At 45.0% G+C, this 15,144-nt stretch carries 15 protein-coding genes; 11 read left to right on the top strand and 4 right to left on the bottom strand.

What is annotated here, in order from left to right; genetic code table 11:
- Position 1 precedes the first annotated feature (1 nt).
- Both QYB97_RS15170 and QYB97_RS15165 read left to right on the top strand, forming a co-directional pair.
- Positions 2-3,352, top strand: coding sequence for a GH36-type glycosyl hydrolase domain-containing protein (locus tag QYB97_RS15170; RefSeq protein WP_301166855.1), 3,351 nt, complete (start codon positions 2-4; stop codon positions 3,350-3,352).
- 96 nt (positions 3,353-3,448) lie between these two features.
- Positions 3,449-4,411: a LacI family DNA-binding transcriptional regulator gene (locus QYB97_RS15165; RefSeq protein ID WP_301166854.1), complete on the top strand. Its 963-nt coding sequence runs from the start codon at positions 3,449-3,451 to the stop codon at positions 4,409-4,411.
- Positions 4,412-4,454: 43 nt separating this feature from the next.
- On the opposite strand, the gene QYB97_RS15160 is transcribed toward QYB97_RS15165, so the two are convergent.
- A complete protein-coding gene (locus QYB97_RS15160) occupies positions 4,455-5,102 on the bottom strand; it encodes a glycosyltransferase (RefSeq protein WP_301166853.1) in 648 nt (215 codons plus the stop codon).
- 319 nt (positions 5,103-5,421) lie between these two features.
- Between QYB97_RS15160 and QYB97_RS15155 the strand changes: the two genes are divergently transcribed.
- Genes QYB97_RS15155 through QYB97_RS15135 form a run of 5 tightly spaced genes read left to right on the top strand, consistent with a single transcriptional unit; the run spans position 5,422 to position 9,433 of the window.
- Positions 5,422-6,672 carry an MFS transporter gene (locus tag QYB97_RS15155; protein WP_301166852.1) on the top strand — a complete coding sequence of 417 codons (1,251 nt, stop codon included), beginning with the start codon at positions 5,422-5,424 and terminating at the stop codon, positions 6,670-6,672.
- 59 nt (positions 6,673-6,731) lie between these two features.
- Positions 6,732-6,965: a hypothetical protein gene (locus tag QYB97_RS15150; RefSeq protein ID WP_301166851.1), complete on the top strand. Its 234-nt coding sequence runs from the start codon at positions 6,732-6,734 to the stop codon at positions 6,963-6,965.
- Complete coding sequence (locus QYB97_RS15145) at positions 6,961-7,842, top strand: aminoglycoside 6-adenylyltransferase (RefSeq protein WP_356948190.1); 882 nt, start codon at positions 6,961-6,963, stop codon at positions 7,840-7,842. Before QYB97_RS15150 ends, QYB97_RS15145 begins: the two co-directional genes overlap by 5 nt.
- 49 nt (positions 7,843-7,891) lie before the next feature.
- On the top strand, positions 7,892-8,854 hold the full coding sequence (locus QYB97_RS15140; protein WP_301166849.1) for an aldo/keto reductase: 963 nt from the start codon (positions 7,892-7,894) through the stop codon (positions 8,852-8,854).
- 18 nt (positions 8,855-8,872) lie between these two features.
- Positions 8,873-9,433, top strand: coding sequence for a GNAT family N-acetyltransferase (locus tag QYB97_RS15135; protein WP_301166848.1), 561 nt, complete (start codon positions 8,873-8,875; stop codon positions 9,431-9,433).
- A 39-nt stretch (positions 9,434-9,472) separates the two neighbouring features.
- Here QYB97_RS15135 and QYB97_RS15130 read toward each other — a convergent pair whose 3' ends face one another.
- The gene (locus tag QYB97_RS15130; protein WP_301166847.1) at positions 9,473-9,655 is read right to left on the bottom strand and encodes a hypothetical protein; all 183 of its coding nucleotides are present in this window, start codon (positions 9,653-9,655) and stop codon (positions 9,473-9,475) included.
- 175 nt (positions 9,656-9,830) lie between these two features.
- Between QYB97_RS15130 and QYB97_RS15125 the strand changes: the two genes are divergently transcribed.
- On the top strand, positions 9,831-10,271 hold the full coding sequence (locus QYB97_RS15125) for a universal stress protein (RefSeq protein ID WP_301166846.1): 441 nt from the start codon (positions 9,831-9,833) through the stop codon (positions 10,269-10,271).
- A 169-nt stretch (positions 10,272-10,440) separates the two neighbouring features.
- On the opposite strand, the gene QYB97_RS15120 is transcribed toward QYB97_RS15125, so the two are convergent.
- Complete coding sequence (locus QYB97_RS15120; protein WP_301166845.1) at positions 10,441-11,370, bottom strand: hypothetical protein; 930 nt, start codon at positions 11,368-11,370, stop codon at positions 10,441-10,443.
- Between the two features lie 109 nt (positions 11,371-11,479).
- Here QYB97_RS15120 and QYB97_RS15115 point away from each other — a divergent pair, with 109 nt between their 5' ends.
- A complete protein-coding gene (locus tag QYB97_RS15115; protein ID WP_356948186.1) occupies positions 11,480-11,986 on the top strand; it encodes a GNAT family N-acetyltransferase in 507 nt (168 codons plus the stop codon).
- Positions 11,987-12,005: 19 nt separating this feature from the next.
- Here the strand turns inward: QYB97_RS15115 and QYB97_RS15110 are convergent, their stop codons facing one another.
- Positions 12,006-12,917 carry a DMT family transporter gene (locus QYB97_RS15110; RefSeq protein WP_301166844.1) on the bottom strand — a complete coding sequence of 304 codons (912 nt, stop codon included), beginning with the start codon at positions 12,915-12,917 and terminating at the stop codon, positions 12,006-12,008.
- Positions 12,918-13,058: 141 nt separating this feature from the next.
- Here QYB97_RS15110 and QYB97_RS15105 point away from each other — a divergent pair, with 141 nt between their 5' ends.
- Together QYB97_RS15105 and QYB97_RS15100 are read left to right on the top strand one after the other, a co-directional pair.
- A complete protein-coding gene (locus QYB97_RS15105; RefSeq protein ID WP_301166843.1) occupies positions 13,059-13,616 on the top strand; it encodes a GNAT family N-acetyltransferase in 558 nt (185 codons plus the stop codon).
- Positions 13,617-13,790: 174 nt separating this feature from the next.
- Entirely contained in the window at positions 13,791-15,116 is a 1,326-nt protein-coding gene (locus tag QYB97_RS15100; RefSeq protein WP_301166842.1) for a GntP family permease, read from the top strand.
- Positions 15,117-15,144: the final 28 nt, after the last annotated feature.

Raw genomic sequence — 15,144 nt, 5'->3', positions numbered from 1 at the left:
CATGACCACCAAAACAAAGTCTACTTTTAACATTCAGGCAGGAAACACCACTTTTACCTTTTTGAACAGCGGAGACTTGTTCGAAGCAGTGAATGAAGGGATTATGATTAACCAATGGCAGTCAAACCCGATTGACGGAGGATTGAACAACCTTTATTTACGGATCTATAAACCGGAGGGGATAACCGCCTTTCCTCTGCTTGGCAGCCAGTCAAAAAGCAGGGTAAAACAATCGGGCTCCCAGGTGGTTTGGGACGGGACAGCTGACGGCATTGCCTATACCGTTACCTTTTCTCTGACGGAGAAGGGGATTTGGTTTTGGGAAGTTGAGACCGCAGGTGAGGCGGCAGAGATTGACGTCATTTATGCGCAGGATATCGGACTCGCCGATAGAGGAGCTGTGCGGACCAACGAAGCTTATGTTTCACAATATGTGGATCACAGTGTATATGAGGATCAGGAAAAAGGGTTTGTTGTATGCTCCCGGCAAAATCAGCCCGCTTCATCAGGATTTCCTTATCTGCAGCAGGGTTCTTTAACAAAAGCAGCCGGCTATTCAACAGACGGCTTTCAATTCTTCGGTCTTTCCTATAAGGAGACCAATAAGCCTGAGGCGTTGAAAAAAGAAAGGCTCGCAAATGAAAACTATCAATATGAATTTGCCTATACAGCACTCCAATCGGAACGAGTATCTCTTTCAGGAAAAGAAAGCTTTGTGTTTTACGGGCTGTTTAAAGAGAATCACGAAGAAGCGGTCACACAGCTGGAGTACCTGGAAGAAATTGAAGAAGCCTGGGGGGTTGTCCAATCAATTTCCTCACCGAGCTTCCAAGAGGTTGGAGACGCAAATTGGTCATCAGCGTTTGGCACGTCCTTGAAAACTCTGTCGATGAGTGCTGGGGAAATTGATGAGCTCTTCCCTGAGCGGCAGTTGGAAGAATACGAGGGGGATCAGCTGCTTTCCTTCTTTACGCCAACACATGAACATATCGTGCTTAAAGAAAAGGAAATGCTGGTAGAACGGCCTCATGGCCATATTCTGGTTTCGGGCAACAACGTGGGGATTACAGAAGAGGTAATCACCTCAACCTCCTATATGTTTGGGGTGTTTAATTCTCATATTGTAAAAGGCAACACGTCTTTCAATAAAATGATGACAAACACAAGAAATCCGTTGAATGTGATGAAAACGTCCGGACAGCGGATCTACGTGGAACAAAATGGCAAGTTTCAGCTGCTCGCAATGCCGTCCCTCTTTGAAATTGGGATCAACTATGTGCGATGGTATTACAAAACAGACAATGATACGCTGAAGATTACCAACTATACCACCGTTTCTTCCCCGGAAATTAACTTGGAAGTCGAGTCATTGAGCGGAGAGGCTTACCGCTATTTTGTTACCAATCAGATTTCCATGAACAATAATGAATATGATGTGGATTACAGCATGGAGGCAAATGGAAACATTCTTACGTTTAAGGCGGGAAGCGGAGCGGACAGCGCAAACGTCTATCCAGGCCTGAGATATGACTTGCAAGTTGCAGGTACTGATTTTTCAGTGGAAAATGAACAGGTGTTTGGAGATCACTTTGAGCCGGGATGCAGTTCAATGGTTGTATTGGATCTTCAGAAGTCAGCGAACTGGACCCTTTCTGTTCAGGCGCAGCTTCATGGGGGGGAGCCGGTGTTTAAAACCAGAGATCTAGATAAGGAAATTCAGGCGTTCCGGAAATATTATCAGTCTATCACCAATGGCTTCCACTTGAGCCTCCCGGGGAATGACAGTGAAGAGATCCAAAAGGTGAATTCCATTTCCTGGTGGTATACACACAATATGCTTGTCCATTATTCAGTTCCTCATGGTTTGGAACAATACGGCGGAGCGGCGTGGGGGACACGCGATGTCTGCCAGGGGCCGGCTGAATATTTCCTGGCCACTCAAAACCATGAAGCGGTTCGTGAAATTATTCAAACGGTTTATTCCCATCAGTTTGAGAGCACGGGCAACTGGCCGCAATGGTTTATGTTCGACCGTTATTCCCATATTCAGCAGCACGAAAGCCATGGAGATATAATCGTCTGGCCGCTGAAAGCGCTCAGTGATTATTTAAAGGCTACAAACGATTTTGGATTACTCGATGAGCTGGTTCCGTATACTACAGACAACGGAGAGTTTACTGAAACGCCGGTTCCGCTTTTTGATCATGTAAAGAAGCAAATTGATTATATCAAGGATCATTTTCTTCACGGAACGTTCCTGTCATCATACGGTGACGGCGACTGGGATGATACCCTGCAGCCTGCCAACGCACAGTTGAAACAATACATGGTGAGCAGCTGGACCGTTTCTCTTACCTATCAGGTCCTTAACCAATTCTCTTCCCAGCTTCGCTCGGTCCATGAGGAAGAAGCAGCCTTCTTGGAAAGCATGGCTGAAGGAATTAAACAGGACTTTACTGCACATATTCTTTCTGCCGGCACCATTCCTGGTTTCCTGTACATGGAGGAACCTGGGAAAGTGGAGTGGATGCTGCATCCGACGGATGAAAAGACAGGAATTCAGTATCGTCTTCTTCCAATGACGCGCAGTATGATCAGCGAATTGTTGAGCCCCGAGGAGGCTGCACATCATTATGAGCTGATTGAAGCGAACATGCTTTGCCCGGATGGTGTGAGGCTGATGAATCGTCCGGCCAACTATGCTGGCGGTGTGAGCACGAGGTTCAAACGTGCCGAACAGGCGGCGAATTTCGGCAGGGAAATCGGATTGCAGTACGTACATGCCCACATCCGCTTTGTTGAAGCTATGGCGAAGCTTGGCAAATCGGATCAGACATGGGATGGTCTGGCAACAATTAATCCCATAACCATTCAGCAAGTTGTACCTAATGCTGAAAGACGTCAAAGCAATGCTTACTTCAGCAGCTCGGATGGCAAGTTCAATACCCGTTATGAAGCGCAGGAGCGGTTTAATGAGCTGAAGGATGGATCAGTTCCTGTAAAAGGTGGATGGCGCATCTATTCCAGCGGTCCGGGAATCTTTATGAATCAGCTTATTTCCAATTGCCTCGGAATCAGACTGGAGGATCAGGCACTGATCATTGATCCGGTGCTGCCGGACAAGCTGGATGGTTTAGTCTTTGACTACCATGTGAATGGAATTCCTGTTTCCTTCCGTTATGATTTAAGCGGAAGCCAAAAAAGCGGTATCTTGATTAATGGAAAAGAAGCTGCTGTGGAAGTGCTGTCGAACCGATACCGTACCGGAGGGTTTAAACTCAGACTTGATGAATTGCAGGCGGCCTGTGAATCAGACAATAATGAAACCAACATTATTGATATTAGAAAATAAGGAGAGCCATGCTCTTCATTCATAAGAATGACCATAGGTGCGAGAACCATTGTATAATAGAGATAACGTTTTCATGACAGATTGGAGTGTGCCCGGGTGGTCAGTATTAAAGATATTGCGAAACAAGCTGGCGTGTCCATATCAACGGTCTCGTATGCGTTAAATGGAAGCCAGAAAGTAACACAAGAAACGACATCGAAAATATTAGCAATTGCCAAAGAATTGAATTATATCCCGAATGCAGCGGCACGGACACTGAAGAAACGGGAAACCAAGATTGCCGGAGTCTATTTAACCAATTACAGCGGCGCCTTTTATGGTGAGCTTCAGCAAGGCATGCTCGATCAGCTGGCCCATGACGGCTATGAGCTGATTGTTTGCAGCGGGAAGGAATCCCACCGTTTTCTCCCGGAAGGCATGATTGACGGAGCCATTATTCTGGATGCCCACTTTTCCAACAAAGAATTGCTCAGCTACGCAGACCGTGGACATAAACTAGTCGTTCTTGACCGTGAGCTGCAGCATGAAAATATTACTCAGGTACTGTTGGATAACAAGACAGGAGCGAAGCTTGCTGTTGAACATGCGGTTGAACTTGGCCACCGGAAGCTCTACATCGTCACCGGTCCCAAGGGTTCTTTTGATTCCAACCAGCGTCTTCAGCAGGCGCTGCTTTCGGCTGAGAGAAACGGCATCGAGTGCACAGTAATTCAGGGGGACTTCAACAAAGCTTCCGGAGAACAAGCAGGAAGAGAAATTATGGAAGAGTATTCAGGACCTGTCGCTGTATTTTGCCTGAATGATGAAATGGCGATCGGCATGTACAATGCCTTGTCAGGAACATCTTATAACGTTGGTGAGCATGTCCATATTATAGGGTTTGACAACATTGAGGTTGCGCAGTATACCCATCCGCGCCTTACCACAATTGATTATTCCAAACGTGAATGGGGAGCAGCCGGAGCTGAACAGCTGGTCAAATTGATTAAAAAGGAATCATCCTCACATAAAAAAATTGGCGTTACGCTGACGGATGGAGAATCCCTCAGGCAGGCGTAATGGCAAAAGGAAGGTACGAAAGAGTACCTTCCTTTTTTGATTTTTAGAATTGATTGGGGAACTGTTTGACGATTCCTTCTGTAAAGGTGTCAGCCATTCTGATAATATGATCTTCACCCATGTCATACGCTTTAATATCGCCTGCCCAGTCCTGCTGCTGCCTGGTGACTACCTGATCGGTTACAAATTTAAGGTGGGTATATAAAAGCTCCTTCAACCCGCTTTCTGTCCAGTTTGGATTGGCAGAACTCAAGAAGCGCGCAATGTCATCCGCGTTTTTATACCACTCTGTATTGTACTTTTTTGCGTCAGCCTGATTTCCTGTTTTTACGGCTTCAACCAATTTTCCTGCAATGAGAATGTGGTCCGTCAGAAGGTTGGCCAGTCTGTTTCCTGCCTTTTCACCGTAATAGGGCTTAATTGCATTTCCCAGGTCCTGTTGATTTTGCAGGAGGCGCTTCAACACAAGATCCTGATCTTTCAGTCCGGCAAGAGCGCTGACGATATAGCTTCTGGTCCAGATGGTATGGTCGGACCACAGCTTCCTGAGATCCCCCTGAAGTTTCACATGCTTTGGACTCAGGCATTCCTGTTGAATGCGCTCCGGGGCTTTGGCCTGGGCTGTGATGGGCGAGAGGACTAACAGTACAACAAACAAAGGAACCAACGTGTTTCTAAAAACTTTTTTCATGATTTATTCCTCCTTTAGTGGGTGTGCACATTATATTTTGGGGAATTCCTCCTGTTTTTATGAATGATTATTGAGTTTTTGACTATAATTGGATACTATGTAGATAATTCAATTCGGAAGGGTGAACAAAGGGCGATGAACAACTAATCTTATTCGCTAAAAAATTCGTATCAGTCTTTACGTTAATTTTTTTTCTGGATAGGATTCAGTATGCCCTTTTGTTGTTTGCCCAAAAGAAACACGCGATGAACCCGTGTGTTCTCTGCCTTTTTGCGGCAAAAAGAGCCTCCTGTCCAGAAACGGATCAGGAGGTTTTTTTATGAATGAAAATACAGTACAGTCAAAAGCGGGCATGGGTGCCCTGTTTCAAAACCAGGTGGTGCGAACCATTCTGCTGTCCGTATTTTTTCTTCAGATTGGTATCTGGGTCAGGAACTATTCCATCCTGCTGTATGTGATTGAAAAGACAAATGAAAATCCGGTAGCTGTTTCTTTGATATCCGTTGCGGAATTTGCGCCAATCTTTCTCTTTTCTTTTATAGGAGGAACGTTTGCTGACCGATGGAAGCCGAAGAGGACGATGGTATGGTGCGATTTATTAAGTGCCATCTCCGTTTTTGTCGTTTTATTGACACTGCTGTTCGCCAGCTGGAAGGTCATATTCTTTGCCACACTTGTTTCTTCTATTCTCTCGCAGTTTTCCCAGCCATCCGGCATGAAACTGTTTAAGATTCACGTACCTGCGGAGCTGGTCCAAATGGGCATGTCGATGTACCAGACGATTTTTGCGTTGTTTATGATTCTTGGGCCCATTGTGGGAACGTTTGTTTACCAGCATTTTGGCATTATGACTGCCATAGGGGTGATGGGAGTAGCCTTTTTATTATCCGCTGCCGTCCTTCTGATGCTTCCCGCCGACCGTGTTGAAAAAGAAAGTACGCTGAAAACAACATTAATACAGGAGATGAAAGACGGATTTCGTTATGTGTTGAAAAGCAGGCCGCTGACGTTGCTTGGCGGTTGTTTTGCGGCAGCTGGCCTTGCGATCGGCCTTACACAGCCGCTCGGTGTCTTTATCATTACTGAACGTCTTGGCCTTCCAAAAGAAGAGCTTCAATGGCTGATGGCAGCGTTTGGTATCGGTATGATCCTGGGCGGGGGAATTACAATGGCTTTGTCCAAGAAAATGCTGCCCCAGGTACTGCTGGCGATCGGAATGGCTGCAAGTGCCATTGGTTTCATAGGAATGGGTTTGTCCACTTTTTTCTGGCTTACGCTGTTTGCCCAATTTTTTTCCGGGCTCTTCATGCCGTGTATTCACATTGGAATCAACACGATGATCCTGCAGAACACGGAGGAAGCCTTTATCGGGCGCGTGAACGGAATACTGAATCCCCTTTTTATGGGGGCGATGGTCATTACCATGTCGGCCGCCGGCTGGATGAAAACACATTTATCCATTGTCCTGATCTACCAGTTGAGTGCACTTCTTCTGTTTGTGGGAGTGGGCACGTTGGTTCCGATTATGAAAAAACGTGTCATCCAGCAGGAAATCAAGGGAGAATTATAGAAAAGATGAACGCCTGGCAACTGTCCGGGCGTTTTTTTACGGAAGAAGGGGGTTGGACCATGAAGCAGGATCAGTTATATAAAGTTTGGATCGTGTTGTTTGTTGCGACTATTTTGATTGGCCTGGTTACAGTATGGATCGATACACCCTGGATAAAGAAAGGGCTGTGGGGACTTCTTATCATATTCAGTCTGGCAGCAAGTTTAATGATTATTTCAAAGCCTGAAAACCATGGAAAGAAGCAGGGTAATGTGACTGAGAGGAAAGAAACTCCAAAAAAGAAAAGTAATTAAGGAGCTAAAATTGATGATTGAGAAACTAGAATCCTTTGCGATACAAGAGGAAGCCATAAGGGCGATGATTCTGAACGGCTCCAGGGTGGATGAAAAGGTGGAAGGGGATATATTTCAGGATTACGACGTTGTCTGCTTAACGAGGGATGTTGCATTTTACCGTGAAAACCGGCAATGGATTAAGCGTTTTGGCGAGATCATGATTATGCAGACTCCTGACGGCATGGGGACAAATAGTACTGGCGAAAAAACAGAAAAGTTCACTTTTCTCCTTCAGTTTGCGGATGGCCAGCGGCTGGACATCACCTTTTTTCCTGTGGACAGCATACATAACATACAGCATGAAAGTTTAAGCAAGGTAATCCTTGATAAAGACGGTCTGCTTGGTGAATTACCACCCCCCAGCAATAAGGATTATCTCACCTTGCCTCCTTCAGAAAAAGAATTTAACGATTGCTGCAATGAATTTTGGTGGGTAAGCACCTATATTGCCAAAGGGTTATGGAGAAAAGAGCTGCCGTACGCCAAAGCCATGTTTGACGGTCCGGTGCGGGATATGCTGGTTCTCATGATTCGCTGGCATATTGGCCAAAAGCATAATTTCTCGGTGGATTCAGGGAAATGCGGAAAGTATTTTGAAAAATACCTCGAAGCAGAAGTGTGGAACCAGTTTGTCAAAACGTATCCAGACGGAGACTATGAAACGATATGGCAAGCGCTCTTTGAAATGGGAAGCCTGTTTCGAAAGCTTGCCTGCGAGCTTGCTGTCCAATTTGGCTTTGTCTATAACGAGGAAGAAGACACAAAAGTAACGGCTCATTTAGAGCACGTCCGGAGACTTCCTTCAAACGCCAAAATCATGTATCCAGACAAATAATTTAAACATTCTGAACAAATATGGTAGAACAGGAGTAAGAGGTGATAGCATGCAATATAAAAAACTCGGTAAAACAGGACTGGATGTGTCGTCCATTTGTTTAGGGACCATGGCGTTTGGGCGCTGGATTGATGAGGAAGCATCCCAAACCATTCTCTATCAGGCAATGGAAGAAGGAATTAATTTTATTGATACTGCCAACTATTATGGCAAGGGGCAGGACACTGAGGTACCCTATGGCACGGGCGAATCCGAAGAGATCATTGGACGTGCGCTGAAGGGAAGAAGAGATGAAGTCGTACTGGCTACAAAGGTAGGCATCCGCATGGGTCACGGCATGAATGAATCGGGCCTTTCCAGATCTCATATCATGAAGGAGATTGACAATTCTCTTCAACGGCTGCAAACCGATTATATCGATTTGTATCAGGTTCATTTATTCGATCAAAATGCACCGCTTGAAGAAACCTTAAGAGCACTTGATGATGTGGTCCGGAGCGGGAAGGTGCGATACATCGGCTGCTCCAACTATGCGGCCTGGCAGATTATGAAAGCCCACGGAATCAGTGAAAAAATGAATCTCGAAAAATATGTTTCCGTTCAGCCGCAATATAACCTGCTATCAAGAGAAATTGAACAGGAACTGCTGCCGTTTTGCGAATCTGAAGGTGTAGGAGTTATGGTATACAGCCCGATGGCCAGAGGCATGCTTTCAGGCAAATACAAAAGCAGGGATGATGCTCCTCCTGAAAGCCGCGCAGCCAAGGGAGAACGCCTTATCCAGAATTATTTCACGGAACGGAATTTTGAGCTGGTTGGCAAATATCGTGAGCTCGCGGAAAAGAATGAGGTCAGTCTTTCACAATTTGCTCTGTCCTGGGTTTTGAATCAACCCGCTGTATCATCCGCCATTGTCGGAGCAAGCAAGCCATACCACGTAACGGATGCAGTGAACATCAGTGATTGGAAGTGGTCACCTGAACTGATAAGGGAAGCAGAAAACATAAACTAGTTAAAGAGGAACATAGGAATGAAATTTGACGCATTTCCAGAAATGGAGACAAGACGGCTATATATGCGAAAAATGACGGCGGAAGATGCACCGGAATTTTTGAACATCTATTCCGATCCACTCGTTGTAAAGGATATGGGGGAAGAACCACTCACAAACATAGAGGAAGCAGAAGAAATGATCAGCTTCATGAATGATCTGTTTGATGAAAACGCCGCCTTCCGCTGGGGAATCATTCGCAAGGAAGATGATATGCTCATCGGTTCCTGCGGTTTTAATAGCTGGGAAACGATCCGGGGATCCAGAGGTGAAATTGCCTATGACCTTGGCAAGAAGTACTGGCGGCAGGGGTATATGACTGAGACATTGGAAAAAATGATAGAATTTGGATTTTACACAATGAAGCTGTATCGGTTGGAAGCTTTTACGAATGTCGATGCGCTTCCTTCCATGAAAATCCTTGAAAAGACAGGGTTCAGGCAGGATGGCATCCTTCGCGGCTATGCAACATTTCATGGGCAATTTTGTGATCAGCGGGTTTACTCGTTGCTAAAACCAGATTGGGAGAAAAGAAAATAGAAAGGCGAACGGCCCACTAGTTTAACAGTAGCGGGCCGTTTATATGCCAATATTGTTATTATTTTTGGCCTGATGCAGAGCCCCTTCACGAATCGCATTTCCTTCCTCGGTGATGTGCTGATGGTCATGCTCCATATTGATACTCTTTTTTCCTTTTCGTTCGATCATCACGGCGGCTACCAGGAGAATTGCTACTGGGGTAAAGACGATCAACCAAATCATACAGTGTTTTACTCCTCTACAATGAGTTATTATTCATCTTCTCAACCTATTCGGAGCAGGATTTCAGCATTCCTTCTTTTTTATCTTTTTATGTGAAAAATATCACATACAGGATCAGTAACAAGGTTTATGATCAAGGTGTAACATGAGGAAGATGCATAGAGGAGGATGTCTTATGAAGACTATGTATAAACACATTCTCGTTGGACTGGATGGCTCAAAAGCGTCAGAAAAGGCCTTTAACCATGCGGTCGATGTGACGCTTGAACAGAAAGATGCACAATTAATATTGGCGCATGTAGTGGATACCAGAAACTTTTCTGCTTATGATTGGTATGTCACCATGGCGGAACAGGCGCAGGAATATGGCGATAGTCTGCTGAATGAATTTGAAAACCGAGCGAGGGAGCTGGGAATTTCAAACGTGAAAAAGGTGCTCCAGCTCGGTTCTCCCAAAGTAACGCTGGCCAAGTCCATTGCACCGGAGGTCCATGCGGATTTGATCGTCTGCGGAGCAACCGGCATGAATGTCATTGACCGGGCATTTATAGGAAGCGTCTCCGAGCATACCGCCCGATATGCCAAATGCGATGTTCATATCGTAAGGAATGATTAAAGAAAAAACAAACGGTAACCCTGAATGGGGGTTGCCGTTTTTTATACTGATCCAGTGGAGGAAGCAGTAATTTAGCATTTTTGCATCTTTACAGTCTAAGAAGGATTTTTCTATTCTTTTGTTGTATACAATAAATTGGGAATCGGATCTCAATCGAGATTAACGATTATTATTCAGATTGAGAAATCTTTCTGATTACGGCTTGAAGGTAGATTTCTGCTTCTTCTTTTGTCGTAAATCCTTTTTTGGGCCGAATTTTCAGCAAAGTATCCAGTACTGAGAACTGAAGGAGTTCGGATAGAATCCAATATTTGGATAAATCTAGGTCGGAAGAAGGGTGTTCAATGGCTTCTTTTAGTTCTTCAGTTGAATGAGCATAGTTAATCATTTCTAAAAAGGATATGACGGGTAAAGCCGTTTGAACAACCGTCTCTGGTGGAGGCAGTTGTTCATCTATTGCAGCATCCAATGCAGACTGGACCGCTTCTGCGCTCTGATAAGGTCCTTGCTGCTCACGTTGAGCAAAAATCGACTGAGCCACAGCAGTTCTTTGTAAATCATTGAGGGAGTCACTGCTGTATCTGTTAAGATCAAGCTGAAGTGCGGCACGTTCAATGCTCGTGCGGACGGCTGCCGCATTTGGTGCCGCATTTACTTCATCAAGATTAACCGCCTGGGCTTGCCGATTCAATTCCGCTTGGGCACTTGCAGCATCCGGAAATCCGGCAGCTGGGCGCGCGGCACGAAGCCGGGTGGCAGTTTCTCTTTGCTGCACATCCGAGAGACTGTTATAATTTGTTAAATTCAATCCCAGGGCAGGATCAAGCAGTGCAGCCTGAATTTGTTCTATGGTTTGTGCGGAATTCAGTGCAGCAAGCCCGGGCAAGACCGGCAGTGAGCCAGAGGGCAAGAACTGCAAAAACTGAATAGCGGTAATATCCCTTTTATTGATGATCAGGATGCTTCCATCAGTCCCGGTTCCAACTAGGCAGGACTTTTTTAAGGCGATGAAGGTAAGAACAATTGGCAGGGGTGTTCCCTGCAAGGTGATGGACAGCGGAGTACCTTTTCTTATTGATGATAGACGACAGAATTTCATTTGCCTTTCCCCTTAAATTAATTTCTTATTCCTAGATTATGCCGCTTGGACAACTGATGCTTCCGCAAATGACCCAGTGTACGTAAATGTAATATCAGAAGGAGGAGAAATGATGGAAGTACGATCACTCACTGCCTCAGATGCAGAAGAATATTGGAAATTAAGGCTCGAGGCACTGATGTTTTCACCTGAGGCTTTTGCTTCAAGCTATGAAGATGCTGTGAAAAGGAAGTATCCTATTGAGCAGGTTCAAGAAAATTTCAAGGCGGAAGGCAGCTCCACCTTTGGGGCGTTCGCAGATGGGATTATGATAGGCATGGTTACACTCATTCAGGAGAGATACAAAAAAATGAGCCACAAAGCAAATATTTTTGCCATGTATGTCACTTCGCCCAGCCGGGGACAGGGCGTCGGAAAAGCGTTAATGGAAGCCGCGATTTCAAAGGCAAAGGAAATGGAAGGCATTGAGAAGCTGAATCTTACTGTGGTTTCAAGCAATCAACAGGCAAAAAAACTTTATGAGAGCTTAGGGTTTACCGTTTACGGAACAGAAACAAGAGCAATGAAGGTAGATGGTGTATTTTATGATGAAGATCATATGGAATTGTTTATCTAGAAAAAGGAAGAGGCACCCGTTAGCGGGATGCCTCTTTTCTTTGGATGGAGCTGATCTTTTCTTTGATTCTCTTTTTTTTGGAAGAAAGGTAAACCCCTGCGAAAATGATAAGTAAACCAATGATCAAGTTTGGTGTGACAGGCTCATTGTGAAGAATGTAGCCCCAAACCATGGCACTTGCCGGAATAAGATATGTGACGGTAGCAGCAAACTCGGGACTGCCGTTTTTGTTCAAATAAAAATAAATAAGCTGGCCAAAGCCGGAACCGAGACAGCCGAGACCGAGAATGGCGAAGATGGGCTTTGGTTCAAGCAGCTGGGCAACATTGATCGGTTCTGTCAGCAGAACGCCAACAAGGCCGGTAGCCGCTCCTGTAATCAGTGTAAAAAAAGTTATCGTAGCTACACCTACACCTGACAAATAGCGCTTTGTGAGCTGCCCGGATAAACCGTAGCAAATGGCTGCGAGGACCATGGTGCCGATCCCGACAAATTGGGTGCCGAACAAATGGCCGACCTGAAAGTCCATAAGGACCAATATGCCAAAGAAGCCAATAAGAATGCCGAGCCACTGCTGTTTGTTCAGTCGGTAGGAAAACAGAAAGAATCCAATCAATCCAGTCCAAATGGGAGTGGTTGCATTTAAAATCGATGCGGTATTGGACTGAATAACGGTTTCGCTCAGGGAAATCAGTCCCCATGCGAGGCCGCAGTTGAAGAATCCAGTGATCAAGAGCCATTTAATCGGAAGTTTTTTAGCAGAATGGGTTGTTTTTCTTAATACTACGGGTAATAGAATAATGGCGCCAGCCAAGGTGCGAATAAAGACGACTCCCCATATGCCAGCCGGTTCCAGCAGCCATTTCATAAAGACAAAGGAGAGTCCCCAGATCAGGCTCAAACCGACCAGAGCTCCATACAAACGAATCATGTTTTTCCTTCTCTCTTTTAGGTATTAACCTATATATCCTAATGGAAAAGCTAAAAAAAGGAAAGGACTCATGTCTTTTTTACAAGGTACCTATGACGGTGTACAATGGTAGAATTCGAGTATGTACAGGAGGGCTTCTTCGTGGTACGACCTTTAATCCTTGAAAAAACAACTGACCGTCTCCTTATCAGGCCATATTTTATCCATGATTATTCGAATTGGTTTGCTTCCTATGAAAGCTGCAGTGAAGCGAAGAATGAATTTGACGAAGGAAAGGTGGATATGTCTGATTTTACTCCTTCCTGGTTTGACAAGATGGTTAAAACACAGCAGCGCTCTATGGAACATGATGATGCTTACATATTGGGTGTATTCAAAGAAAGCGACGGCAGTCATATCGGTGTTGTTGACATATCAACACTGCTGCGGGACGGATTTCAATGGGGCAGAATCGGTTATAACGTCCTGAACCCATACTGGCGAAAAGGGTATGGAAAGGAAGCAGTAAAGGGAGCATTAGAATTGGCATTCTTACAGCTTGGTTTCCACCGTATTGAAGCCCATATTCATCCAAACAATGATTCCTCCATCCGATTGGCGGAAGCTGTAGGAATGAAATATGAGTGTGTGAGGAAAGGATTTACATTGCATGATGGAAAATGGACCGATCATCTTATTTATTATAAAAGTGATACATAGAGAAAACTAAGGTTAAGGTAAAAAAATCCATAAAACAAACGGGTAGGCAAACAGTGTCCTTTTTTGTTAAGATAAACAAAGTGAAATTTTAAAGTACTGCTTTTTTCATGGGAAGAAGGTAGTGGGAAGCCCTGTTTTCGAATGAAAGGGGTTTCTAAGAAAGGTGGAAAGAAGTTGGACGCTTATTTGCTTATTATTACCTTAGCAGCCATCGCCCTTGTTATTGTCGGGGTGTCTGTTTTTAAGTGGCATGCTTTTATTAGTTTAACGATCGCCAGTTTATTTCTGGCACTTACAGCAGGTCTGTCACTTGACAAGATTGTAAGCGCGTACGAAACAGGGGTTGGAGGAGTACTTGGCCACCTTGTTGGCATTCTGGCGCTCGGAACGATTCTTGGGAAGATGATGGCTGAATCAGGCGCCGGCATGCAGGTTGCCGATTTTTTTGTCCGTAAGTTCGGTGTGAAAAAATTGCCCTGGGCCATGCTGTTCGCCGGTTTTATTATCGGAATTCCCGTTTTCTTTGAAGTAGGGATTTTGATTGTATTGCCGCTCGTCATCTCCATTCAAAAGACAACAAAACAAAATATCCTTCTGATTGCACTGCCGGTAATCGCCGGGTTATCCATCGTACACGGCCTGGTGCCGCCGCATCCAGGTGCACTTACTGCAATCAGCATTTACAAAGCGAACCTTGGTCACGTTTTGATTTACTCTCTCATTATCGCAATTCCGGCAGCCATCATCGCTGGTCCGCTTTTTGCAAAATGGGTGCACAAACGAGTGGTTCCTCAAGGGGAGCCGGAATTAATTCGCTTCAATACAAACTACAAGCAGCTTCCTAGTACAGGCATTTCGTTTCTAATTATTCTTTTGCCTGTCATCCTTATGGTTCTTGCTGCAGCGGCACCATTCATGTCACTGCCTCAGGGAATTGAGAAATTTTTAGCTTTCATCGGAAGTCCAGTAATTGCCTTGTTGATTTCTGTATTTGCGGCATTCTACTTCCTTGGCATCCGTCAGGGAATGGATAAAAATATGCTGAGGAAGTTTTCGGAAGACAGCTTGCTTCCTGTAGGCTCCATTATTTTAATTATTGGGGCAGGCGGAGGATTTAAACAAGTTCTCATCGACAGCGGTGTAGGCGATACGATTGGGCAAATGTCGGAGAACTTATCATTATCTCCGCTGGTTCTTGCCTTCTTGATTGCGGGATTGATCCGAATTGCAACGGGGTCAGCAACAGTGGCGCTGACTACAGCAGCAGGAATCGTTTCACCAATTATCGAGCACATGTCCGGGGTTAACCTGGAACTGCTTGTTATTGCCACCGGTGCTGGCTCCTTGATGTTCTCCCATGTCAACGATGCCGGTTTCTGGATGGTTAAGGAATATCTTGGGTTAACCGTTAATGAAACATTCAAAACGTGGACTGTACTTGAGACACTGCTTTCTTTTGTCGCCTTTGCCGGCGCGCTGATTCTTAATGCGTTTATCTAAATTTAAAACCGCCTTCAATACTCATTGA

The organism is Fictibacillus fluitans (assembly GCF_030418125.1).
Lineage (GTDB): Bacteria > Bacillota > Bacilli > Bacillales > Fictibacillaceae > Fictibacillus_C > Fictibacillus_C fluitans.
Note: the sequence above shows the minus strand (reverse complement) of the source record. Positions and strands in the feature narration are given on the sequence as shown.